This window comes from Nostoc sp. (assembly GCF_036917615.1).
Taxonomy (GTDB): Bacteria; Cyanobacteriota; Cyanobacteriia; order Cyanobacteriales; family Nostocaceae; genus Nostoc.
This window is the reverse complement of sequence record NZ_JBALCZ010000031.1, coordinates 138,526-163,400: the sequence shown is the minus strand read 5'-3', so window position 1 is coordinate 163,400 and position 24,875 is coordinate 138,526. Positions and strand designations below refer to the sequence as shown.

The 24,875-nt window shown below is 42.0% G+C and carries 22 protein-coding genes, 2 pseudogenes and 2 riboswitches; of the genes and pseudogenes, 9 read left to right on the top strand and 15 right to left on the bottom strand.

Translation table 11 applies throughout. From position 1 onward, the window contains the following. Positions 1-21 precede the first annotated feature (21 nt). The 7 genes from V7K85_RS12050 to V7K85_RS12020 all read right to left on the bottom strand — a co-directional run bounded on the left by V7K85_RS12050 (position 22) and on the right by V7K85_RS12020 (position 8,869). Entirely contained in the window at positions 22-2,745 is a 2,724-nt protein-coding gene (locus tag V7K85_RS12050) for a TonB-dependent siderophore receptor (protein ID WP_334813856.1), read from the bottom strand. A gap of 192 nt (positions 2,746-2,937) precedes the next feature. Continuing rightward, positions 2,938-3,948: an AraC family transcriptional regulator gene (locus V7K85_RS12045; protein WP_334813854.1), complete on the bottom strand. Its 1,011-nt coding sequence runs from the start codon at positions 3,946-3,948 to the stop codon at positions 2,938-2,940. Positions 3,949-4,254: 306 nt separating this feature from the next. Continuing rightward, positions 4,255-4,488, bottom strand: a complete 234-nt coding sequence (locus tag V7K85_RS12040; RefSeq protein ID WP_334813852.1) for a hypothetical protein — start codon at positions 4,486-4,488, stop codon at positions 4,255-4,257. Positions 4,489-4,612: 124 nt separating this feature from the next. Then, entirely contained in the window at positions 4,613-4,753 is a 141-nt protein-coding gene (locus V7K85_RS12035; RefSeq protein WP_334813850.1) for a hypothetical protein, read from the bottom strand. 23 nt (positions 4,754-4,776) lie between these two features. Further along, the gene (locus tag V7K85_RS12030; protein ID WP_334813848.1) at positions 4,777-7,332 is read right to left on the bottom strand and encodes a TonB-dependent siderophore receptor; all 2,556 of its coding nucleotides are present in this window, start codon (positions 7,330-7,332) and stop codon (positions 4,777-4,779) included. Positions 7,333-7,459: 127 nt separating this feature from the next. Next, positions 7,460-8,455: a helix-turn-helix transcriptional regulator gene (locus tag V7K85_RS12025; protein WP_334813846.1), complete on the bottom strand. Its 996-nt coding sequence runs from the start codon at positions 8,453-8,455 to the stop codon at positions 7,460-7,462. A 279-nt stretch (positions 8,456-8,734) separates the two neighbouring features. Continuing rightward, positions 8,735-8,869 (bottom strand): hypothetical protein, encoded by a 135-nt coding sequence (locus tag V7K85_RS12020; protein ID WP_334813844.1) that lies wholly within the window; start codon positions 8,867-8,869, stop codon positions 8,735-8,737. A gap of 145 nt (positions 8,870-9,014) precedes the next feature. Beyond that, positions 9,015-9,155, top strand: a riboswitch (cobalamin riboswitch). 450 nt (positions 9,156-9,605) lie between these two features. On the opposite strand from V7K85_RS12020, the gene cobW reads away from it, so the two are divergent. The 7 genes and pseudogenes from cobW (at position 9,606) to V7K85_RS36500 (ending at position 13,953) form a co-directional block, all read left to right on the top strand. After that, entirely contained in the window at positions 9,606-10,661 is a 1,056-nt protein-coding gene (gene cobW, locus V7K85_RS12015) for a cobalamin biosynthesis protein CobW (protein ID WP_334813842.1), read from the top strand. Beyond that, the gene (locus tag V7K85_RS12010; protein ID WP_334813840.1) at positions 10,648-11,112 is read left to right on the top strand and encodes a hypothetical protein; all 465 of its coding nucleotides are present in this window, start codon (positions 10,648-10,650) and stop codon (positions 11,110-11,112) included. Before cobW ends, V7K85_RS12010 begins: the two co-directional genes overlap by 14 nt. Positions 11,113-11,287: 175 nt before the next feature. Beyond that, positions 11,288-11,749: a hypothetical protein gene (locus V7K85_RS12005; protein WP_334813838.1), complete on the top strand. Its 462-nt coding sequence runs from the start codon at positions 11,288-11,290 to the stop codon at positions 11,747-11,749. 431 nt (positions 11,750-12,180) lie between these two features. Next, a complete protein-coding gene (locus tag V7K85_RS12000; RefSeq protein ID WP_334813837.1) occupies positions 12,181-12,522 on the top strand; it encodes a hypothetical protein in 342 nt (113 codons plus the stop codon). Positions 12,523-13,137: 615 nt separating this feature from the next. After that, positions 13,138-13,248: pseudogene (locus V7K85_RS36510) on the top strand (AMIN domain-containing protein); the annotation flags it as partial. Positions 13,249-13,330: 82 nt separating this feature from the next. Continuing rightward, entirely contained in the window at positions 13,331-13,765 is a 435-nt protein-coding gene (locus tag V7K85_RS36505; RefSeq protein ID WP_442940577.1) for a serine hydrolase, read from the top strand. Further along, entirely contained in the window at positions 13,732-13,953 is a 222-nt protein-coding gene (locus V7K85_RS36500) for a serine hydrolase (protein WP_442940576.1), read from the top strand. Before V7K85_RS36505 ends, V7K85_RS36500 begins: the two co-directional genes overlap by 34 nt. A 462-nt stretch (positions 13,954-14,415) precedes the next feature. On the opposite strand, the gene V7K85_RS11985 is transcribed toward V7K85_RS36500, so the two are convergent. After that, entirely contained in the window at positions 14,416-14,589 is a 174-nt protein-coding gene (locus V7K85_RS11985; RefSeq protein ID WP_334813835.1) for a PepSY-associated TM helix domain-containing protein, read from the bottom strand. 20 nt (positions 14,590-14,609) lie between these two features. After that, positions 14,610-15,227 carry a TonB-dependent siderophore receptor gene (locus tag V7K85_RS11980; protein ID WP_334813833.1) on the bottom strand — a complete coding sequence of 206 codons (618 nt, stop codon included), beginning with the start codon at positions 15,225-15,227 and terminating at the stop codon, positions 14,610-14,612. 486 nt (positions 15,228-15,713) lie between these two features. On the opposite strand from V7K85_RS11980, the gene V7K85_RS11975 reads away from it, so the two are divergent. Then, entirely contained in the window at positions 15,714-16,124 is a 411-nt protein-coding gene (locus V7K85_RS11975) for a DUF1636 domain-containing protein (RefSeq protein WP_334813831.1), read from the top strand. Positions 16,125-16,206: 82 nt separating this feature from the next. Here V7K85_RS11975 and V7K85_RS11970 read toward each other — a convergent pair. The 4 genes and pseudogenes from V7K85_RS11970 to V7K85_RS11955 form a co-directional block, all read right to left on the bottom strand. Continuing rightward, positions 16,207-16,734, bottom strand: a pseudogene (locus tag V7K85_RS11970) (ISAs1 family transposase); the annotation flags it as partial. Positions 16,735-17,147: 413 nt separating this feature from the next. Next, positions 17,148-18,458: a TonB-dependent siderophore receptor gene (locus V7K85_RS11965; protein WP_334814017.1), complete on the bottom strand. Its 1,311-nt coding sequence runs from the start codon at positions 18,456-18,458 to the stop codon at positions 17,148-17,150. 612 nt (positions 18,459-19,070) lie between these two features. Next, on the bottom strand, positions 19,071-20,204 hold the full coding sequence (locus tag V7K85_RS11960; protein WP_334813829.1) for a heavy metal-binding domain-containing protein: 1,134 nt from the start codon (positions 20,202-20,204) through the stop codon (positions 19,071-19,073). Positions 20,205-20,720: 516 nt separating this feature from the next. Beyond that, complete coding sequence (locus V7K85_RS11955; protein WP_334813827.1) at positions 20,721-22,058, bottom strand: hemolysin family protein; 1,338 nt, start codon at positions 22,056-22,058, stop codon at positions 20,721-20,723. A 36-nt stretch (positions 22,059-22,094) separates the two neighbouring features. On the opposite strand from V7K85_RS11955, the gene V7K85_RS11950 reads away from it, so the two are divergent. After that, a complete protein-coding gene (locus tag V7K85_RS11950) occupies positions 22,095-22,223 on the top strand; it encodes a hypothetical protein (RefSeq protein ID WP_334813825.1) in 129 nt (42 codons plus the stop codon). On the opposite strand, the gene V7K85_RS11945 is transcribed toward V7K85_RS11950, so the two are convergent. Continuing rightward, positions 22,206-23,207 carry a methyltransferase domain-containing protein gene (locus V7K85_RS11945; protein WP_334813823.1) on the bottom strand — a complete coding sequence of 334 codons (1,002 nt, stop codon included), beginning with the start codon at positions 23,205-23,207 and terminating at the stop codon, positions 22,206-22,208. The genes V7K85_RS11950 and V7K85_RS11945 overlap by 18 nt on opposite strands. A 764-nt stretch (positions 23,208-23,971) precedes the next feature. Then, a riboswitch (cobalamin riboswitch) is annotated at positions 23,972-24,114 on the bottom strand. A gap of 511 nt (positions 24,115-24,625) precedes the next feature. Beyond that, entirely contained in the window at positions 24,626-24,853 is a 228-nt protein-coding gene (locus V7K85_RS11940; RefSeq protein WP_334813822.1) for a hypothetical protein, read from the bottom strand. Positions 24,854-24,875: the final 22 nt, after the last annotated feature.

The window sequence follows — 24,875 nt, the reverse complement described above, 5'->3', positions numbered from 1 at the left end:
CTCCTTTGTATTTTATTAGGGTCAAAACTGCCACGAAATTGTTCCCTGCACCGTCACAGGCTCCCCTGGAAAGACTCTTAGGATGTCAGAAGATGATTCGTAGTAATCAACGTTGAAGAGATTTTTGATGCTGACAGCAGCTCGCAAGCGATCGCGTTTATAGAAAATGGAAGCATCGGTACGAAAATAGCTGGGCAGCTGAAAACTATTATTCAGATCCCCTTCTCGTTCTCCAACATAGAACAAACCCAAGCCTAATCCCAATCCTTCTAAACTGCCAGATTGAAATTTGTAGGATGAGAACAAGCCGAAAGAGTTTTCTGGTGCATTAACCAAGCGGTTGCCTACGGCATAATCGTTGTCCTCACTGATGCGAGCATTAATGTAGGCATAACCAGCTGCAATGCTCCATCCTGGCAGAATTTCACCACTAATGTCCAACTCGATGCCGCGACTGCTTTGTTTCCCAGTTTGGATCGAAAAGTTAGGATTATTCGGATCGGTCGTCAGCACGTTAGAGCGAGTCAAGTCAAATAATGCCAAAGTTGCAGACAGTTTGTTACTCAAATCTCCCTTAATGCCCACTTCATACTGAGTTCCACTTTCTGGATCGAATAGATTGCCATTGGCATCTGCACCACTATTAGGATTGAATGACCGACTGTAGCTAGCATAGAGAGAAATCGGCTGAATGGGTTGATAGACAATCCCGACGCGGGGGCTAAATGCTTGATCTGATTGGCTAGTTTTTGTATTTGCAATCAAATCGTTTGAGTCCTGATTAGCCCAGTCATACCGTCCGCCTAGCACTAGTTTCAAGTTATCTGCGAAAGCAATCTGGTCTTGAAGATAAACCCCAACAAACCCGCTTGATTGAGTACTATTACCTCTATCTTCAACAGCACCTCTGGGAGAGCCATACACCGGGTTGAACAGGTCAAGCGGTGCAACTTCGCCACTAATATACTCAAAACCTGTTCGTTTGCTGTTATATACCTCGGTTCCAAACAGAAGTGTATGCTTAATCGACCCAGTATTAAATTTACCAGTCAAATCAGTCGCTAAAATAAAGCCGTTTATGGTATCATTGGTATTTGGGTTTGGATCGTCGAAGTAAAAGCGGCTGAGAGTTCGACCATCAGGGTCAAGGCCAAGGCTACTAGCAGCAGTAAATCCACCCCCTCCTCTTTTTGAAATTTCGTACCGAAAGACATTTCGTACTGACCAATCTTTGCTAAATTGATGCTGCAAGTCGTACCCAATTCTGGCATACGAGAAAGTCTCTAAGTCACCTGGTTCACCTATAAAGCGATTGATGGGAATTTTACCATTGGGATTGGGCAGCACCGTACCCACAGCAGGTAAGCCGGCAGAAGTTTGACTGACTGTTTTCGACACATCTCCTTCAATGGTAAGTTTCGTATTAGGGCTAATCTGCCAGCTAACAACCGGATTAACTAACCAACGATTATTACGACTAAAGTCAATGAAGGTATTTGAGTCTTGGTAAAAAGCATTTAAGCGATATAGCACAGTTCGGCTATCGTTGAGTGGACCGGAAAAATCCACTGCACCTCGGTAGAGGTCGTAACTCCCAGCGAGAAACTCAAGGTTATAGAAAGGGTCGCGTAATGGCTGTTTGGTGACAATGTTCACTGCACCACCTAAAGATCCCTGACCATATAGCACAGAAGCCGGACCTTTCAAGATTTCAACGCGCTCTATATTTGTGAGATCATTTCTTGATGTTGAGCCGAAATCGATTTCTCTAACACCATTTCTGAGGACATTCGAGCCACTGTCAAAGCCCCGAATAGAAAAAGCACTTAACGCTCCTTCATATGAGGGATTGGACGGAATCACACCGCTCACCGTTCTGACTGCATCATCCGGGTCAGTGATCACCCGATCTTCAATCACCTGTCGGGGAATTACCTGAATGGATTGAGGAATATCGCGGATGGGTGTATCAGTTCTAGTTGCAGATGAAGCATCAGTTGCGCCATATCCATCTTGCTCACCCGTTACCACCAATTCAATCGGTTCATCATTTTGTGCTGATGGTTGACTTGGTTCAGGAGTTGGTGACGTTTGAGGTTGAGGTTGTTGTGCTGAGGATGCAGTACTCACCACAGAAAATATCAGACCTTCATCTGGACTATCATACAACTCAACAGCAGGCAAACTCGCTTCACCTGTCACCGTCACCCGGATAGTACTGGCATCAAAGTTTGTTACTGTGATTTCAGTAACCCCTTGAATTGGTTTTTGGGATCGGAATGTATATCCTTCACCACTAAGTAAACGCAGTTGAGCATTAGGAATATCAGCGATAAAATTATTGCCAGCACTGCGGTTTGTGATTTGCAACTGTTCCCCTTTGCTAGTCTGTAAAATCACCTCCACACCCTTAGAGGTAGGATTTGCTTTAACTTGCGTCACTTGCACTAATTCAGGAGTTGGCACTGTTTGTGGTGTTGGCGACTGCACCAGTAACATTTGGGCACTGCTGATCGGACGCTTTATCTGCTTAAGTTGCTGAATCTTTTTAATCGGTTCAACAACCTGTCCTTTGGTAATTAGTTGAGTAGAGTCTGCACTAGCCTCAGTGGATGCTGTAATCGGAGCAGTTCTTGTACTTTGCGCCCAAACAGGTTGAGCAACAAGTGGCATCAAGACACTCGTGATCCATCCAGATAAACTGACAACAAAAGATAATAAATTAGGCGATCGCTGAACCTTCATAGCTCCTCACACATCAAAAAAGCCAATACCCTCCTTGGCAACTCATCCAGGAAAACTTCCTTTTCGACTCACAAAGTTGTTGGAATTAATTGGCAATTAATTAAGTTATACGGAGCATACAGGATTTCAGTGACTATTTCCGCTCAAAGAAGACCGCTTGCAACTCTAATAAGACCAAATCTTTGATAATTCTCAAAAAACAGGCTTTTCTCCTAAGCGACAGGCGCTGGGACTAATGCTAAACTTGCGTTTGAAAGCCACAGCAAAATGCCCAGTATTAGCGTAGCCCACTATATTTGCCACTGTCGCTACGCTCAACTTGCCTTCACAAAGCAACTGCCGCGCTTTCTCCATACGATAATCGTGCAGGTAGCCAAATACAGTTGTGCCAAAAATCTCACGAAAGCCTCGCTTGAGCTTGTTGTGATTAATTCCAGCTTGCTTTGCCAAGTCGAGTATTGATGGGGGATTATCGAAATGCCGCAGTAAAATTTCTTTAGCATCATAAATGCGGTCAATGTCAGTAGACTTGAGGGTTGTGACTAAATTTAAACCCTGTTCCCGCTTGACGGTTTGCTCTAGGTGCAAAACTAATAATTCTAGGGCTTTGCTTTCCAGATATCGCTGTTTCATCCATCCCCGATAAGGGCAAGTTAGAATCTGCCCAATTGCTAGCTGCATTGCTGGAGTCGTTATTCCCAGCAGATTGAAATCTTCCTGCTTGTTTCCTTCAATCAAATTTTTTAACTGCAATGGCAAAGAGTCAAGCTGGGCGCTACCATAGGATTTGAGGAAAGAAGGCTCCATGCAAATCTGGACTCTGAAGATTCGTTGGTTGGCAGGCCACTCTTCTGTCTCCATAGCAGAGCCAAATCCGAAACAATTCTGTCCGCTAATTTCGTGGAAGTAGTCGTTTGTCTTGTGAATCACTACTCCAGCATCGCCGCAAATAAAAAATGTCAGGACTGATGCCGTCCATCCTTCTTCATAATCATCACAACGAATAAATTCTCGGCATTCAAATTCCCGAACGCGAAGCCAGAACCCATCCTGAAGCAAAATTAATCGTCTGTATCCTTTCCCTAAGTGCTTAGGGTAATCAAAGATATCGTCGAAGTCGTCTGATTGGTATAGACGATGGGTATTCTGCCAGCTCTGCTCCCATAGTTCATCATAGTTTGAGGATGAAAGGGTAATTGTCATTGTTGGAGCTAATTAAATTTTTCTCAAGTTTATTGAAAAATCATCTCATATTTTTTATGACTATCAGAGCGAAATGTAAACGTACAATCGCTTTTTCTATATCTTGCGGTAGTTGTTCTCCGTAACTTTCGATCAACGTCCTCAGCGTTTCTGGCTTAATTATTAAACTCACCCATCTGAGATTACCTGCTGCATTAACGTTCTGATTCGACTGTGGATACCCACCACCAAAAATATAGTCTTCTCCTGACTTTTTTCGTTGTCCATCATAATCTTGCCCTGACCTAGCTAAAATAAATCCAAATTCTAAACTGTTTTGCTGATGGGCATGAGTGATCCACTTGATTGACGCGGTAAATAGGTTTTTAGAATTTCGATGGTGATGCCTTCACGAAGCCGAATCCAGCGATAATAGCCTGCGCCCAGTTCTTTAGGATATCGACAAAGATAATCTTGTGGATGGGTTGGATCGATCAGGAATTTTTGATTTGCTGCTTTTCTCAAATCGCAAAAATCATAAACCGTGATGTTAATTGTCATTGTGTGTTGTACTGTCCAATGGCGATCGCTGTTGATTAGTTATATTACTCCTATGCGATCGCCCTTGCTTTGTGTTTCCAGAGTGTGAAACCACTAATAAATAAAAATACCAATTTGTCAAACTTCAACTTGAATGGGCAATAATTTCGGATTGGAAAACCAGCAGGCTACCAGTTAAACCAACAACGATCGCAATCAGTCCCACGGCTAACCTAATGTAGCGGTGTAAACCAAAGAGCACTTTACGTACCGTTTTAGATGTCATAGTAGATACTCCTGCTGTACCAATCAAAATGAATATGAAATCGTACCTTGCACGATAAAGGGTGCGCCTGGAATAACCTGACTTCTACCTTGTGACCCCTCAAAATAGCGAAGATCCGAGAGGTTCTTGAAATTGAGTCCAATTCGCAAATTATCTTTTTGGTAATACAGCGCTGCATCCAGGCGAGTATAGCCGGGAACCACAAAGGAATTAGCTAAATCTCCTGCCCGCTCACCGACAAAAAATGCCCCAAATCCGAATCCTAATCCTTTCAAACTGCCTGTTTGCAGGGTGTAGGTTGTCCATAGGCTGCCACCATTGCGCGGCACATTATTCAGCCGATTGCCGACCGCGAATGTGTTGTCTTTGGTAACTTCTGCATCGGTGTTAGCATAAGATGCGATCACCTTCCAGCCTGGAAGAATTTCACCTGCAATATCAAACTCAACACCTCGGCTGCGCTGTTCACCGACTTGAAGCGAATAGCCAGGATTATCTAGATCGTCGATCAGGACATTTTTCAGCGTCGTATTGTAGTACGCTAACGTTGAAGATAACCGACTATTGAGCAACTCTGTTTTGACTCCAACTTCATAGCCTGTGCCACGTTGGGGATCAAAAGGTTGATCGCTCCGACTTCTACCGCTGTTAGGGGTAAAAGACTGGCTGTAGCTGGTGTAAAGTGACACTTCTTGTATCGGTTGATATACAATGCCTACACGTGGGGTAAATGCATCTGCGTTGTCAGGCGGATTTGTAACATCGTTGGTAGTGGATTCATAGTGATAGGTATCAAATCTTCCACCGACCAGCAGTTTGAGGTTATCCAGTAAGGTAATTTGATCTTGCAGGTAGATACCAAAAGTCTCGGTGAGATCATTACCAGTTCTCAAGGGATCAAACTCACCAAAAGTAAAGTTGTAGTTGGGGTTAAAAACATCAATGAATCCTGCCGAGCGATCTCTGGCAGAGAAGAAGCTCTTCTGTCGTGTGAGTTCTAAGCCCAACAATACTGTATGTTGAATTGATCCCGTTTTGACTTTGGCAGTCAGGTCATTTTGCCAGGAGTAGGTTTCATAGTATTGATCGCCAATAGAATTGCCAAGTTCAAAGGTGCGATCGTCTTCTGTATCACCGAAGATTTGTAGAGTTGCACCGGGGCCACTTTCAGTACTTGCGGTATAGCGAAACACAGACTTGAGCGAGAGATTGGAATTAAAGCGATGGTCGAGGTAGAGGGCTGCTAGGGTTTGGGTGAATTTTTCCTGCCTAGTCGGGTCACCCAGATAGCGACCTAGTGGAATATTGGGAACTTTATTGTCACTCAGTACCACCAGTCCCCGATCAATCGGTCGTGCGTCCCGCAGATAAGACACATCTAAGTTTAAGGTCGTATTTTCGCCTAGCCGATAGGTAAAGGATGGCGCAAACAAGAATCGCTCAGTCTGCACGCGATCGCGAAAACTCCCTGCGTCCTCGTAGGCAATGTTCAAACGATACGCTAATGTTTTCTCGTCGTTAAGTAGACCTGCAAAGTCTAAGGTTGGACGGTAGAAACTATAGCTTCCGGCTGTAAAATTCAATTCGTAGAAAGGATCAAATAGCGGTTTCTTGGTAACCCGATTGATGATTCCCGATGGATCTACCCGTCCATACAGAATGGATGCAGGTCCCTTCAAGATTTCGATGTGATCAATGTTTGCACTCTCTTCTTGAGTTCGCGAGAAGCCTTCACCACGAAATCCATTCAAGAAAGGCTCGGCACCAAATCCCCGAACAGTAAAATTTTCTCCACGATTGCCAGATGAACTGCTATAGGTAACACCGCTGACATTACGCACTGCTTCTCTGACGCTGATTGCACCCTGATCGCGGATCACCTCTTGGGGAATTACTTGAATTGAACCGGGAATGTCCCTGAGGGGTGTATCTGTTTTGGTAGCAGTTGACGCATCTGGTGCATTATATCCTGTATCCTGCTCACCCGTGACTACCAATTCAATCGGCTGATTATCCTGAGCTGTTGGTTGCTCTGGCTGGGTTTGTTGTGTCCCAGGCGTAGGCGGGGTGGGGTTTTGCGCTCTAGATGCAGCACTGGCAACAGAGAAGATTATACCCTCGTCTGGACTGTCAGATAACTCGACCTGTGGTACACTCCCTTCACCGATAACTGTCACCCGAATAGTATTGGCATCAAAGTTAGTGACTGTTATTTCAGTAATACCTGCAATTGGTTTATTGGAGCGGAATGTAAAGGCTTCACCCGACGGTAAACGCAGTTGAGCATTGGGAACATCAGCGATAAAGCTATTACCAGCACTGCGATTTATAACTTGCAAGTGTTGCCCAAGAGAAGTTTGTAAAATTATCTCCACGCCTTGATTCGTAGGATTGGCTTTCACTCGCGTCACCTGTACTACCTTTACGCTAGAGTCTTGAGCCAGCAGTGCAGCACTTCTCTGGGGATGAATAACATCCTGAAGGCGAGAAATATTATCTGAATCTGCTTGAGCAGGTCGCATCGTCAGAATTGAGATTACACCGACTAGGAAAAGAATATAAGATTTTTTTTGATTCATTGCTCCACACACCACAATCGCAGATTTCCAAAACAGTTGCAAGTAAATTTCGATAACTTTTAGGTAGAATAGGGCATTTTCTGATTTCAGGTGATCTCTACAGGGTCAAAAGCGATCGCTAGCCGGACTATTTTCGCCACTGTGCTTGATAATCGCTGGGATTTATGCCAAACTTTTTGCGGAATGCCGCAGCAAAGTAGCCTCTGTTGGCAAATCCCACAGCGTAGGACACCTGAGCTATATTCATCCGTCCTTCCATAAGAAATTGACAAGCTTTTTCTAAACGATAATCATGCAGATATCCAAACACTGTCGTACCAAAGAGTTGACGAAATCCTTGCTTGAGTTTGCGATCGTTTAACTCCACTTGTTTTGCCAATTCAATTAATGAGGGTGGGTTGGTAATATCTTGAAGCAAAATATCTCTGGCTTGATAGATGCGCTCAACATCGTTTATCTTCAAATTAATCAACTGCTGGGAGGGTGTACCATCATTAAACAGTTGAGCAAATTGTAAGGTGATCAGTTCCAGTGTCTTAGCTTCTAAATAAGTACGTCGCATGATTCCCTGAAACGGACAATGAAGCAGTTGCTGTAATGCTAATTGCATTGCCGGGGTCATTTTGCCGAGTGATTGATGAAAAGAAGGCGGTGTGTCAGTTTCCAAGAATGGTTTGAGTTTGCTGGGTAAATATGCTTCCTGACCCATACTCAATAATCTCAGCAGATGCGGTTCCAAACGGATTCTGACATTGACATCTTGTCCCGCCATAGATTTCTCAATCTCTCTGACTTCTCCTAAGCTGTAGAATAAATAACTTTCTCCAGGTTGTTCGCAAATATCTTCAATTTCCTCTTTGAGTACCCCTGCGCTGCGAAAAACCAGAGACACGTAGGTATCACCATCCACAAAATCCCAACCAACAGTCTCTGGTAACTCCAAGTTAATAATTTCTGCTCGCAGTCCCAGACAAAGTGGAGTGTTACTAATTAGACCTTTTATGAGTGGATGCTGCCAAATCTCAACGCTTTCAATCTCATCAGAATGGGAGGTAATCTTTCGAGTTTGTAAGCCTTCTTCGTAGATTTCAGACCATTGGGCACTTGTATAAACTTCCGCCATTTTAGTTAATTAAGCTTATTCTCAAGAATATTGAGAAATTATCTCATGTTTTTTATGGCTGGTTGATGATGTAATTCGTAATTAAGAAACTCAGATGTAATCTAGGTTTCTGAATTTGGATATGTTGCTTAATTTGGAAAACTTGCTATAATCATATACCGATATATTATATCGCCACGAATCCGCACAGAAAGAAAATATTCCTCTTGTTCAAGCGATCGCGCTTTGGGTTGCCGTAGGCATCGCTTTTGTGGGTAAATTAGTCGTAGGTCACTAATGTTAAGCGATCACTCTCTTGAGGTAGTGCGATCGGGTAAAGCCTGCGGCATAGCTACGCTTAGAGCGCAGCCCAAAGTAGAGAAGTGACTCCCAAAGAGTATCGCTCTGTTGACGTAATGCGATCGCGTAATTCAAATCAAATTTAAAAATTGCCAGAATAATTGTCCAATAAAAATCCAGAGCAAGTTTTGGTTAATGTTGAGACTAGCCCCGACTAATGACGAATGCCAGTAGAAATCGACCATTGATTTTTACACAAATAAACCACAGTTGTGTTAATATTGAAAATGAATCTCGGTTCTAGTGGGGAACAGCCACTAGAGGAAACGGGGAAAGTCCGGTGTGAACCCGGTGCTGTCTCGCAGCTGTAATCAAGGCTTGCCTTGTAAGTCAGAATGCCCGCCGAATAGTTAACTGATGCTTCAATCTACGAGGTTATAGATGAACGCTACTATGAATATTTTCACAATCGATCAGTTCTATTTCTTCATAGCGCCAAAGATACACTTCAGGTTACGGCTTGCTAGGAGACAATAGACGCTTAGTTGACGGTACAAATTGCGCCTGTTGGTGTAGCTGTCATTTGTACTAGTACAGCGTGGCTGAAATAACTATCCAGTTCAAAAGGTTAAAAAGCTTACTATATAAGCTTTTTTATCCCTTGCCTTTTGTCAGAAGACAAAAGCACATCTAATATCTAATTTTCGTATCATCTGAATCCTTATTAGTCAATTATTGGCAACAGTTTGCAAGAGATACACTGTACAGTCAGCAAAGTTAGATTTCAATGCTGACACCTTATGTGATATCTGCGGTTTGAACTACCTCCTAGACATCGCAAAATTAACGATCAACAAACAACATACTTTATATGCAAAAAATTCCCGTCACAGTGATTACAGGATTTCTTGGCGCAGGCAAAACAACGTTAATTCGCCATTTACTCCAAAATAATGAAGGGCGACGTATTGCTGTTTTGGTAAATGAATTTGGAGAAATCGGAATTGATGGCGAACTTTTGCGCGACTGCCGAGTTTGTGACGATGAAGAAGACTCCAACAGTAACATTGTTGAACTCACTAACGGTTGTCTGTGCTGCACGGTGCAAGAAGAATTCCTGCCAGCTATGCAGGAATTGCTGAAACGACGCGCGAGCCTTGATTGTATGTTGATTGAAACCTCTGGACTAGCACTACCAAAACCATTGGTGCAAGCATTTCGCTGGTCCGAAATTCGCACAGGCGCTACAGTGGACAGCGTAATTACTGTGGTGGATTGTGAAGCGTTGGCAAGTAATCAATTTGTAGGCGATTTAAAAGCCTTAGAGGCACAGCGCCAAGCTGATGCTAGCCTAGAACACGAAACACCCATTGAGGAACTTTTTGAAGATCAGCTTGCTTGTGCTGATTTAGTATTGCTTACTAAGAGCGATCGCGTTGATTTTCAAACGCAAGTTAGGGTGCAGGAGTGGCTGAAGCAGAATTTATCTCCTGGTGTAAAAGTCATTCCTTGCCAGGACGGTAAAATCGGTTGCGATTTGTTATTGGGTTTCAACGCTGCGGTAGAAGACAACTTGGATAGTCGTCCCAGTCACCACGACAACGAAGCTGAACACGAACATGATGAAGGGATTAATGCAGTGCAACTACTGCTAGACGAAGCATTTGAGCCATCTGTCCTAGTCAAACGCTTGCAAACATTGGTGCAGCAGCAGGAAATTTATCGAATTAAGGGATTTGTAGCAGTTCCGAACAAAGCGATGCGGCTGGTATTACAGGGAGTTGGTAATCGATTTGACTACTTTTATGACCGTCTTTGGCAACCCCACGAACCGCGTCAAACACGATTAGTGTTGATTGGACGGGAGCTTGAGCAGGTTCGCATTGAGTCATTGGTGTTAGGGGAGGAAGTGAATGCGACCTTCTAATAGTGTCTGGCAAGGAAATTTTGGCTACTGGCAAAACAGCTTTATCCATAACAATCTGCTGGTAATCGGTTACACAGGATGGAAAGGATTTCAGTCATTTGGGCGGGGAGTTGTCATTTGTGATGTGGATACTAAAGTTACTCACCCCACAATTACAAGTCTTGATACAGTTCCCTTCACCCTCCAATTTCTCCCCTCCGATCTGATTAGGTTTTACTTGCGAACGTTTCAAGATTGCGGAGCTATATCGGAATCAATCTGCTCATCCATGATTTCATCAATTTTCCCAGCAGTCGCAACATATAATCCTCATCAAGATATTCTTCTGGTGCTAAAGGCTGAACCTCAGATTGAGGTTAATTTTTTACACCAACTAAAAATTACTCCACCCGATTGCTACGAACAAGTTTGCAAGCGTTGGTCAGAGTTTAAACCAAGCCTAATGCCCTAAAAGCGATGCCTACGGCTGGCTACACCTACGCACTTCCACCATTACACGCGATCGGTCATTGGGCATTCAAGCGCTGGCTGGAGAAATCGGTTATCGAGGGGATTAGCAGCACGCGCAATTTTTGAGTGTTATTCCATCCAACTTTGGCAGTTATCAATTCATAAGGTTAACCAAAATGACCCCAGAAACAAACACCCAAGATTGGCAACAAGCTTTCATTGCTACGAATATATTAGCAATTGGTTACAACGCTTGGGTTGGTTATTTAGGAGGAGAACGTGGTGTCGTAATTTGCAGTACCAATTCTCCACATTTAGGTATTGTTGGCGAAACATTTAAAGCGCATTTTATCTCGCGTAAAAATCTTACAGGGTTTTTAAATGCGTGGTTAATAGCACCGGATACCGTACTGTTACAAAGACACTTCATGAATGCTCATATTCTCGAAGCTGTAGATAATTATAATCCACAGACCGACGTTGTGTTTTTATTGGAGTACGGTCATCAAGCTGGGTTTTTCTATTTAACTAAATTACCAATTACACCACCGCAATGTTACCAATTTATATGCAAAGAATGGGCAGAATTCCAACCGATATTCACCCCCTTGAGCGGAGAAAAAATATGTCAAGATTAATTAAAGTAGAACTTCCAGAACATTTAAATAATGCTCAAAAAGTAATGAGTCTAAGTCTTTTTTTTGTTTTTGTTTTCCGCTTGTTAATTGGTTCTACTAACAGGGCATTTTTTGTAACCATTGGGATGTATAGAGATTTCCTAGTAAAGCTGAAGCTTAAAATACCGAAGTCTTAAAAACCTCAAAATTATTTATCCCAATTGTCAGGTGGATTAGATTATATCTAATCCACCTTATATAAATGTGTTTATACTTAATGAATACCTTGATATTTCTATTAAAAAAAATTAAAAGTTTATCATTTTCCTCCGATAAATATTGACATTTTTTTAAAAAATAATTAAAGTTCAATTTTAATGACAAAATAGACTGACATTAATAATTGAGGGTGTTAAGGTTGTACAGTTCAATCACATATTTAGGATAAAGTAGTGAAAAAACTACCTCTGATTTTATTTGCAAGCTCAACGTTTGTTAGTTCGTTGCTGCTGAATTTATTCTTAGAAAAATCCGTGAAAGCAGATAATCCCAATCAGGAGAAATTACCTGAGAATGCTTCCACAAATAATGCTCATACAGCTACTTTAAATTGTCAACGTCAAAACTGTAGTGGAAATACATATCTAGCAACTTTTAATCGCCTATTTATGGCAAAAGCCGATAATTTTCAGGCTGATAATCAAAAGGTAATAGAATTAAACATGACAGATGAAGAAAGTGACGCTGCGATACCTTTCCTGCGGAACGCTACGCCAACGGTAAGCTATCGCTAACGCCAAATTTGGCTGTGACTGTCCGAAAGCTGTAAATGCGTTGCGTCAGACACGAGGAATCACTATCGGAGTTGAAGGTGAGTATCTTCCACTAACAGAGAAAATCACACCCTGTACAGATAAAAACACACAGAGCGATTCTCAATCAACTATTTCTCAATAGTACAATCTCAATTGCATGGGTGCTTCTATAATAATTTGATAAAACTTTGTCCAACCGTTTTTTAAATGGGTGTGACTTAAATTATACTGAGTTTCATAAAACCTAATTTATATTCACTGTATAAGTTTTCATTTACTATCTAAAATTCTTGACATTTGATATTTTCTTACTTATCATTCTCAATTAGTTCTGATTTGATTTACTATCCTAGAAAACCTCTGTAAGTAAATTCAATATCATCTTCACCATCCTGTATGAAATTACGCTGGTTTTTATTTAGCTTAATTAGTATTTTGCTGCTATCCTCTCCTGCAAAAGCAACTCGATTAGAATCCTGGCACTTTGACCCCACTCAAAATCAGCTTGACCTAACCACTGACTCAAGTATTTAACCTAGAGTTTTTTTAATTGATAACCCCAAAAGGCTTGTCATTGATTTATCAGGAACTATTTTGGGTTATCCTACAACCAAACAAAACTTTGGTTCAGCGATTCGAGAAATTCGGATAGCACAGCTTGACCCCCAGACGACTCGACTCGTAATTGAATTAGCTTCCGGTTATACCATCTCTCCCCAAAGTGTAATAGTCAAAGGAGATTCTCCCTCTCATTGGGTCATAAAATTATCATCAATTCAAAAAATGCTTGCGACAGGAATTGTGGAATGGGGAATACAAACTGGGGAACAATCCTCTCAAAGACCAATCTCCATTACTCCTAATCTCCATAAAAAATCCCAACTTCTCTTGCCAAGCGCCTTTACAAAATATTCCAGGTATTAATCAGCCCAGTCCACCAGATATACTCACCAAACCAGTCAATGCTTCTATGTTTGCTGGGGTAGTTTTTTTAGGTCAGGAACTACCACAATTAAAATCACAAATTAATGCATTGATGGCTCGCTATAGTTTCCTCAAGCCAGGGATGTTTTTTGTGGATTTAGAGACAGGTAACTATTTGAATATTAGTGGCGACAAGGTATTTCCAGCTGCGAGTACGATTAAGTTCCCAATTCTGATTGCTTTAGTCATTGCCATAACAAAAAGTTGCTGGCTGCTGGTTTGGGCTCGGGAGCGCTAATTGCTCATAAAACAGGGGATATAGGATTTGTAATTGGGGATGCAGGTATTGTTGAGATGCCTAATGGCAAGCGTTACTTAGCAGGAATTTTTGTAAGAAGACCTTATAATGACACTAGAGGTAGGGATTTTGTTCGTCAAGTTTCTCAACTAGTATATACATACCTAGAGCAACCAAAATTAACTTAGTTACCTTAATAAATCTTGATTAAACCAAATGCAAAACTTCTGTTGTGTAGCCTCGACAAAGGTGCGTTAGTAACTTAAGACACCTGACGAAATTAAATCTATAATGTCCGCAAGTCCCCTGTAGAGATTTTAATCCTTAAGGATTAGTAGAGTTGCAATTGTGCGAACATGACCCTGATTTGCCTTGATGACTCTGGAACATACCCAATGACTCGACACACTTTGCGGCCATCCCTTCTCTAGAGCTTTTGGGCAAATGACGTGCAGCGTGAATTTCTATTTTGATGATTTAAAAACTCCTCAAAATTAATGTTGATAAATCTGGAATCAGAACCGAATAAAGGTTGAATCCATCAAAACTTTTCACATCATCACATATCAACGCATACAAATTAGTTCAACAGGGGATATGGTAAAATTGCTAATTTATAATCTAATTCTTTGCTTACAACTTAACCATTTTCATAGTGCAGGACGGCGATTTTTTCCTTTGTAGCGATACTGCCACATTACAAAGCCAGTAACGAACAAGATTAACGGTGCAAGTCCAATAAATACGTAGAGAATGCGAGTAGGCAAGCCGCCAAATGTACCATAGTGTAGGGAAGGGAAAGAATTGAGGACACGCGAGCCCAAGGACTCTTTCTGGGAGTTGTCTACTCGCAAAACCTTACCACTGTATTGGTTGTCCACAATGAACCACTATGTCGGGGTATACCACCCAGAGTATTTCCGACTGGATATGTATTGTTTTGAGTGATTTCTGTATCTGTATAAGCGTAGGAAGCAATGACGTTCCAACCCGCTAAAATTTCTCCAGCAATATCGAACTCAATCCCACGAGCGCGTTGTTCGCCGACTTGAATTGAAAAGGTATTGGTGGGATCGCTGGGATCAGCAGTTAAGACATTGGTTTTGGTCACTGTGTAGAAGGCTAAAGTAGAGGAGAGGCGACCATTTAAAAAGTCTCCTTTGATGCCGACTTCGTATCCAGTTCCCCTTGTAGGCACAAAAGCATCACCGTTTTTACTGGTACAACTCACAGGAACAAACGAGCGACTATAGTTGGCAAACAATGAAATTTCTTTCGTTGGTTGGTAAACGACTCCCACACGGGGTGAAAACGCATCACTATCTGTGACTGTGGTTGAGTCATTGAGGAAATTTTGCTCTTCGGAATGATAAGTGTCAAATCTGCCACCGACTAGGAATTTGAGATTATCAAACACAGCAATCTGATCTTGAAGGTAAATTCCGAAAGAGTTAACTTGCATCAACTTCTCCAATCTTCCATAGCAAACAGGACTGTGAATCAACCCTTTTGACAAAAGTAAGCAAATGTTGTATTCAACATCACGTTACAAATAGTTTTTAACTATGAATTGAAATTGAATATATAGGAAAGTTAGTAATTGAGTCTATCCAAAAAAGCTTTTATGATCCCGAAAGGACTTTTTTTCCTAATAAACATTCACTAGGAGTGATACCAAACCTGCACTTAAATCCCATTAGTCAATCTAATTTCTTTAAAGAGCCAGAGATCCGCATGGATTACGGCTTGCTACGAGATTATAGACACTCAATTTAAGGTATAAACTACACCTCCTAGTTTTTCTCAGCCTGATCATATGAGCTACTAGCTAGTTATTAGCAATAATTGGCAATAGATGTATTGCGGCAGTCAGCAACGCTAGACTTCAGCTTTGACAACGCTGAATGATATCTGCAATTCAGATTTATTCCTACACACTTCAAAATTAATGCTTGACAAACAACATACTTTATTTTTTTGCACAACCTGCGCCAGCGTGTGGCAAAACGGTAAACGAGTTGGTATCAGTGAAGGCGAACAACTTCTACAGCGGCTTCAGGAACTCTCACAAGGTTGGGAATTACGAGGAAAATTCTCAATTCAGGCAGTTGAATGTATGAGTGCTTGTAACCGTTCTTGCGTCATTGCCTTTGTAGCAGAAGGAAAATCAACCTATCTTTTTGGCGATTTACCAGTTGATGGCTGTGCATCTGCTGTACTGGAATGTGCGAGTCAATACTATACCAAGTCTGATGGTTTATTGCCTTGGTCAGAACGACCTGAACCGTTGAAAAAGGGTATTTCAGCAAAGATTCCGCCACTAAATAAGTGGGCAAAATTAAACATAAGTTGTTGTTAATTGATGACTGAGTAAAATTTCCTAATTCCTAATCCTTAGTACCTAAATCATTAATCTTCAAAGGAACAGAAAGCATCTCTTATTGACAACCCATTGCATCGATTGTCACAATCCATCCAGACAGTTCTAATACCTTTAACAACTCTGGAATTGCTGTAATTTCATTCGATTTCTCATCTACCTTTACTTGTCCCAAGATTAGTTTATTTACAGTTGCCCACGCACTCACCATCACAATTGCACTTTGATCATAAGAACCACGTAAAGTTTTACCGTCAATTGCAACAACTTCACCATTAGTTAGCTTCTGTATGGATTTCACCCAATCAATAAAACATGACTGGAACTGTTGGGGATTTATTTGTGCAAATACTCGCGCAAAAGTATCATGTGACGGGATGCCATTCGGGAGTTCTAAAAATGTTTTTAAAAACGAGTACTTCGCACAACCATAAGTCTCTATTCCCACCCAACCATCCGCTCCAGAAATCACTGCACAGATAGCAATCGTCATGATATCAATTAATTTGTGTCGTTTACTGCGATCTATTCGTGGATCTTGTATCACTGCAAAGTGGTCAGCAATGGTAATTTTGGGTTTGAGCTTCATAGAGAGGAGAATAAGAACGTAATTCTTCTTTCTGATAAATGTGAGAATACCACGTTCTTTGACAAGCAGCCGTCCTGACTTTTCACAACATCTGTAAAAGTCACTTTGGTCGGTTAGCGATCGCATAAATTGAGTTTTTCTTTGCGCTGATCTTCTCGTGATTCATTTTCATTAATCTAAAACTATTGAGAATCAGAGTGTGAGAAAACCTACGCTATTTAGTGACTTGAGAACTGACCATGAAAATTCAGGCAGCCGTCGGCTGCCTCTAACTCCCCCTCATAATGATTATAATTTCCATAATTAGTGAGATTTAATTTCCTGAAAGCCTTATGTGGTTTGAATCTTGGTGTCTTTCACCCTGATTCAGGCTCGTCAATATTTAGATGCGTTTTCCCTGCCTACCGCAGGCACTAAAACTCCCACGAAATTGTGCCCAACACTGTCAATAGCGCACCAGGATAGATGATAGTTGTTGCCTGGCTAGTTTCGTAGTATTTCTCATCGAAGAGATTCTTGATATTGAGCGCAAATTTCCAGTTGTTGCGTTTGTAATAAAGTGCTGCATCTGTGCGGAAGTAGCTGGGCAACACAAAACTGTTATCCAAATCGCCCTGTCTATCGCCCACATAATACAATCCCAATCCAAATCCCAAACCTTGTAAACTCCCACGTTGGATTTCATAGGTTGTCCACAGACTGACAGTATTCTTAGCAACGCTGTCCAACAAATTCCCAACTGGATATTGATTGTCTTTGGTGATTTGGGCATCGGTATAAGCGTAAGCAGCAATAATTTTCCATCCGATCAGGATTTCGCCAGCGATATCTAGCTCAACGCCCCGACTACGTTGCTCCCCGCTCAGAATGGAAAAATCAGGATTGTTGGGATCGGTGGTCAAGACGTTAGGTTTTGTGATCTGGTAAGCAGCCAGAGTTGCAGACAGTCGGTTACTCAAATCGGCTTTGACACCCACCTCGTATTGTGTACCTTGGGCAGGATCAAATGTAGAACCATTGACTGAAGTACCAATGTTAGGAACGAAAGAACTGCTGTAGCTAGCGTAAAGAGAAATTGCTGGTATCGGCTGGTAGACAAGACCAACCCGAGGGCTAAAGGCTTGGTCAGATTGACTGATGCTAGTTGAGGCAAGTAAATTGTCATTTTTCTGCTCGCTAAAATCGAAACGCCCTCCGACTAGCAGCTTCAAATTATCCAGTAGGGTAATCTGATCTTGAAGATAAATCCCTAATCTATCTGTACGAGTTTGAGTCTTTGTAGTAGTTTGTAGAGGAGCGGTAGAGAGAACACTATTATTGACCGGACTAAAAATATCGATAGGTGACAAAATACCTCTTCTAAAAATCAGCGGACCTTCGCCTCGGTTTAGCTCTATTCCTAAAAGCGGTTGGTGAATAATTGACCCGGTTGCAAACTTTCCTATGACCTCTGTTTGGAGACTGTAGTTGTCAGTTTCAAATTTAGCATTTGTAAAAGTCCTATCCAAAAACCGATCATCGAGTAAGCTCCCTGGCTCTGCCCGGAAATCATTTACCTTGTTTATAGTAATGGAAAGGGAATTGCGAAGCTGCCAATTTTCACTAAACTGATGTTCTAATCTGTAGCCAGCTCTGTAAGCTGTGGTTTTAGAATCACTTTCTCCTGGAACCCCTAAGAAGCGACTAATCTGAATTGGGGCAGGTCTGTTACCAATAGCGACGATGCCTCGATCAAATTGGGTATTGTGGAGTTATTTCTGCAATGTGTAGACCTTAATTGTATGCTCCAATTGGGTAAACCAGACAGTTATAAAGCGGAAAACTAATTACTAACTCTATTAAGAATAGGTGTGTCTTTTTTCGGTTTCATGCAACAAAGCCCCTGCTATTTACTATTTTCTGTGAAATCAATCCTTAGTTATGCTCATCGTGGCGAATAGAACGGGGCTTGCTCAAGTTCTTGCAGCGATCGCTCTAAGTGTTGAGCGAAGCGAAGCAATCTCATCAAGACTGGGATTGCTTCTCTACAAGACGCTACGCAAACACTAGATCACTAAACCATAAACTTTTAAAAACCAACATAAAAACAAGGGTTTCAGCCATCACAAATCATGAGTATTCACCATTGGTTTTAAAGGAACCTATCCCACTAATAATATTTGTGCTACAAAACTAATAACAGGCTCAATCTACTATTCTTCAGTCAATCACCTAAAAACAAGACAAAAATATTGAAATAAGCAATTTGACGCTCTTGATTTAGGAGTTGATTTTGAATAAGACTCGTCCTGAATATAAATTTGGACGAGTTTTATTTTTCCTATAAAAACTGATGTTTATGAGGGTTGATTTAATTTGGTCATGAGAGTACCTTCAGCGGTGTTTACAAAGGTGTCTCGATCTGGAATAATTGCTTGGGGTATTAAAGTAGTGGAGTGAGTGGTAATTCCTGGCAGCTTTTTGACAGCAGTGCCGATCGCCATAAACTCGATAATCCCACTACCTAACTGATAAACATAAGTTTTAATCCCAACAACTAGGTCAGCGCCACTATTACGAGCATCAGTAGCAATGTGAGCGATGGCTTGTTCGCGTGCTTCGTAAATTAATGTAGTCAATTCATTAATTTCACCACGCACAAAGGACTTGAATGCTGATGTGATTCCCCCGACAAAACCAAGAGAATATACGGAAACACCCAAGACCAACTTTAAAGGCATATAACCCAGGTTGATCAGGTTCCACATTTCCTGATTAGTTAAATCGCTGGTAATAGGACTTTGACTAAAGGCTACAGTCAGGGCGGGATGGTAAGAAGCAGTACCAATCATCACCATCTCTTGCATCCCAGCAAAGGGAACAATTGATGTCTGAATTCCAACCACAGCATTAGCACCTGCATGTAAGGATTCAGACAGAATTCGCTTTAAGGCTAAGTGACGGGTTTGATTGAATATTTCGGAGAATTCTTTAATTTCTCCTCGTTTTAAACTTTTGAGTGAACCGAGTATTCCACCACCTAATCCAATGGAGTAGGCAACATTGCCAAAGACAAACTTTTTCGGTGCAAATCCGGCATCGATTTGGCAATAGAGTTCCTGTCCGTCGGCGGAGGTAGAAAATTCTAATTTTTCGGATTTTTCGTCATCTTGGTGAACACAGGAGCCAATGGAGAGGAATTCTACATTGCCGACTTGTTGCACTAAATCATTGTTAACACCTGTAATGCCAATTCCGCCATGCCTTTGTGCTTCAGCCAACATCCGGGCATAAGCTTTTTGCCTTCCTTCATGAATGATGCTGGTGACTTCGGTGACTTCTCCGCCGATAATGGTTTTCAGTCCTGATGCAATTCCTCCAATTAGCCCCAGTGAAAAGACACTGTTCCCAATGACTAAATCTCCCGGATACATACCTTGTTGTCGAAGACAAAAGATTTCATTGCCAGAGAGTCCGCTGATTGCAACCATGCCTTTGACTCCAGTAATTTAGATGAGTGTATGATAACCCCGTTCAAAATGAGGGTTAGTCATAAGTTATAAATTATTACTCATATTCGCGCTGATAACTCGAGAGTCCTGCTGGCTCTAACCCACCCAGAAAGCCAGTTAAAAGGAAAGGAGCATTTACAGTCAATCAATTTTGGATTTTGGATTTTGGATTTTGGATTTGTTCGGCCCACACTCGCTTTGCTCAAAGTCAAAAATAAAAAGTCACTTATTCAAAAGTAATTAATTAATTTTGAATGAGTGACCTTTGACCTTTGACTTGCCCCTTGGGGGCGGTGAACCAAATAATTCTTTGTTCTTTAATCTAAAATCTAAAATTGGCAGTCAAACTCTTCGGCTAGAGTGAAAGCCATTCAGATTGTACTCTCGGCATACAGGATCAAAAATCTCGTAAGCAAGAGATTTCCAAATTCTCGCCTAATTCTTGAACTTGTGCTTCTATAAGTTTTGCTTCCATTAGACATTATGTATTATGCCTCAATAGTCTTTTTCAGTGTGCATTGGCACAACCAACACTTTATCTACTCGATTTCCATCCATACTAACTACTTCAAAGCTTAGTCCCGCCCACTCAAAACGTTCAGCAAGCAAGGGAATATGTCCAAGTTCGTTAACGACAAATCCCCCTAAAGTTTGATAGTTGATCCCTGCCCCTGGTAACAACTTTCTAATATCTAAAATTTCTTTGAACTCGTCAATCGGCAATAGTCCATCTAACAACCAAGACCCATCTTCACGCTGCACCACATCGGGGTCAGCTAGTTCTTCACTGGTTGGGATATCACCTACTATCGCTTCTACAATATCAGTGATTGTAACCAGACCCTGTGTCACGCCATATTCATCTACGATTAAAGCAAGGTGAGTAGCAGATTTCTTAAATAACTCCAAAAGTTTCAAAGCCTTCATGCTTTCCGGCACATATAAAAGTGGTTTTAATAAGGCTTGCAGTTCAATCGGTTGAGTTGGATTTTGGGCTAAAAATTCTTTGGTTTGCACGATACCTAGCAAGTTATCAACGCTCTGTTGACCGACTGGGAAGAAAGAATGAATACTTTCAATGACTTGGCTGCGAATTTTTGACAAAGGGTGATCAATGTCAAGCCAAACCATCTCTGTACGTGGTGTCATAAATGCACTGACTTGTCTGTTACCAATGCTAAACACTCGCTCTACTACGTCTTGTTCTGCTTCTCCCAATAGACCCCCTTCATGGCTAGCCGCCACTAAGAGTTTCAATTCTTCAGTGGAATGAAGCAATTCTTCGCTACTTCCTGGTTCCAAACCTATAAGCTTTAGAACGAAATTTCCTAAACTATTCAAAGCTTGGACAGCGGGGCGAAATATAGCTAAGTATAGTTCTAAGAGATTGATAACCGCGAAGGCAGTTCTTTCCGTGCGCTGGAGTGCTAAACTCTTTGGAGCCAATTCTCCCAAGACGATGTGGAGAGAGGTGATGATTGTGAAGGCAATCAGTGCTGATAAGGTATGGGCGCTAGTTTGCGATAAAGATTTTGGCAGCCAGTGGAAAGCGGGTTCGACGAGTACAGCAATCGCTGGTTCTCCAAGCCAACCTAAGCCCAAGGAGGATATGGTAACGCCAAGTTGGGTAGCTGCTAGATAAGCGTCTAAGTTATTCACTGCCCGTTGTAAAGCTTTTGCACGGGGATGGGCTTCTGCAACCAACTGCTCGACACGACTACGGCGAAGCGCAACTAAGGCAAATTCTGCTGCCACAAAAAATCCGTTGGCTAGCACCAAGAAAATCACGGCCAGCAATTTGCCCACAGTAAACCAACTTAATGGATTGTTCATGACTATCTATTGTAGCGTTTCACTCTAGTCAATTGAGTGCAAAAACTTGAGCGCGGAAGCATCAACTTTGTTTTTGAGCGTGTCTTTGTAATCTGTAATTTCCAAAAGGGGTATGATCGCGCCGCCTTTGAACCGGGAGTGCGATCGCTACCTAACCAAGCTTGAGGGAGTTTGGTTAGCAAAGTTTCTGTCTATCAATTCTGTACTCCCGTTCGCCCGCACAGCGCGGAACATTCCAAATCGACATAGCCCTGCACCAAATGCCAAACGCATCAGCAAAAACGTCGGCACCTCGCGCACAGACTTGATGAAACCAGACAGTCCATAACGCAGAAATCCACTCGGTCGAACCACCCCTTGCCAGAGCGAATCTAACCAAGAAGGAAGCGTTTCTTGCGTCCAATCTGCCGTAATTACCTCTCCCTCGACTAAAGAAGTCGCTGCCAAAAGCTCGGAGAATCCCTCAATGCTAGAAAAAGCTGGATGAGACCACTGATCTAGGAGTTGTTGCATCACTGGTTTCTCCCAAAAATTTAGCGGCTTTTGGCGGTCATCCCTCTGATTCCAATCGGCTACAACCAAAACTCCACCAGGTTTTAGCACCCGGATTAATTCTCTAGCAAAAACAGCTTTATCTGGCATGTGGGGGCCTGCTTCGATTGACCAGACCACATCAAAACTGGCATCTGGAAACGACAATGCCATCGCATCATCGACCGCAAACTGGGCGTTTAGCTCTTGGGGCGTTAACTCCTGGGCACGCTTCACCTGCTGTGGACTAATCGTAATCCCTGTGACAGCAAACCCATAATCTCGCGCTAAAATCCGGCTGCTGCCACCAAGACCACAGCCAACATCTAAGACGGTAGTACCAGGAGGTAATTTATCTAAACCCCCCCATTTAACCATTTCATGTACAAAGTCAGATTTAGCAGCCAAAAAATCCTTCTGTCGTGGCGGCGATCCGTAATGACCCAGGTGAATGTGTTCCCCCCAATAAAACTCTAGGATGCCGTCAAGAGTCCATTGATCGTAGGAATTGGCAACTGTGGCTGAAGATTGATACTTGCGGGCAGTCAGGAAATAAGTTGCAATTCCTACCACCAAAAGCAGAAGAAAACCAATTACAAAATATAATGAAGTTGACATTGTTTTGAACGCTCCTCTATGCCTACCGTAGATAGATTTTTTGCACGAATCTCGTAGCCATGAATTTTGTAGCAGGAACCCTTGACAAGAAAGCAGAGGGGTAAAAGAGAAAGAAGATTTGCTTTTGGAGTCGAGCTAACGGTTTGCTCGTTGCTCGTCCGGAATCAGATGAGCGATGGCGTTACCGCCCGCAGTCGGCGATGCCTACGGCGAGCGAAGCGATCGCCGTATAAATCCTCCCATACATCGACATTGCAATATTTTGCATACCTCGAATAATTTTCCCTGAAAGTAGACGGAGCTTGTGTTTGTCTTGGGGAAGAGTCGTTTGTTTGACAAAGGGATGAACAGCATTGGGTATCTTCCCAGCGGGCGTGAAGATAGAATTTCGGCATGATAATTAACCAAAGTATTAATCTAGTAAATTAGCAATTTATATGCGTAATTGAGAAAGCATTTGTTCGGTATGGAACAGGACTGTGTAAGTCATTCACGCCATTTCCTACCTGTTTGGAACAACTTCCATCTGTTAATTAATCCAGCGTTTCCTTGTTGCTGCGACTATTTTTAAGCGATATTCCCACAGGAAATAGCTGTCACCATCGCTGCATCGGTCATACGCAATTTCTATTGTGAATTAATCGCCTACCGTCTCATAGAAAGCCCTAACATGTAGCGTTCTGATATGGGAGGCTATGAGAATGTAAAGCCTAGTTGTAAAAATATTCATAAAAATACTTATCTGTGCCTCGCAGATGTACAAAATTTACAAGTCAACTTCGGCGGGCATTCTGACTCACAAGGCAAGCCTTGATTACAACTGCGGGACACCGCCGGATTTGCACCGGACTTTCCCCGTTTCCTCTAATGGTTGTTCCCCACTATAACCGAGATTCCCCTGCATATTAACACAACTGTGATTTGCTTGCATGAAAATCAATGGTCGATATACACCCAAGGCGTAGGCGTAGCCCAACCTAGTACAGCACGGCGTAAATAAACAGACCATTCAAAATGGCACAAAAGCCCGGAATACAATACTTTTGACTTTTGACTTCTGCCTTGCAGTACTAGGCATCGCCAACAGCCAAAATAATATTTAGGACTTACGCATTGACAGGAAAAACCAAATATGGGGTATGAATTTCAGGCATTAAACTTAAATTTTTCGACACTTTTTAGGCGATGCCTTCTCTACGAGAGGCTTTGCCAACGGCGGGCATTCTGACTCACAAAGCAAACCTTGATTACAGCTGATAAGTTAAAGTATCGCCAGCATCAGAGTCAGTAGCTCTCTCAGGATAATCTCTTTGTTCCAAATCTTAATTTTGTAACCATTATCATTACTTAAATCTGAAATTCTGACTCGCTGATCGTTGGGTCTTGTAAACTTTATATCTCTGCCATTGGGAAATATGTTAAATCCTATGTTCCTCTTTAATGACCACGAGAAAACCTACAATCTGATTTTCAACTTCAGCCAGCCAAACATCCCCGCGTGCAGCAAGGTCATCACGAAATCGAACTTTCCATGTGAAATACGGTTGTGGATGTTGAATGTCAGGAAATGTCTGATGCCAAGTTCGATACCACAGATGAACGGTGTCTTCTAAATCATTTAATTGATAGGGACGAATCGTTACCACGATATGGCAAGTTAATTTTAAA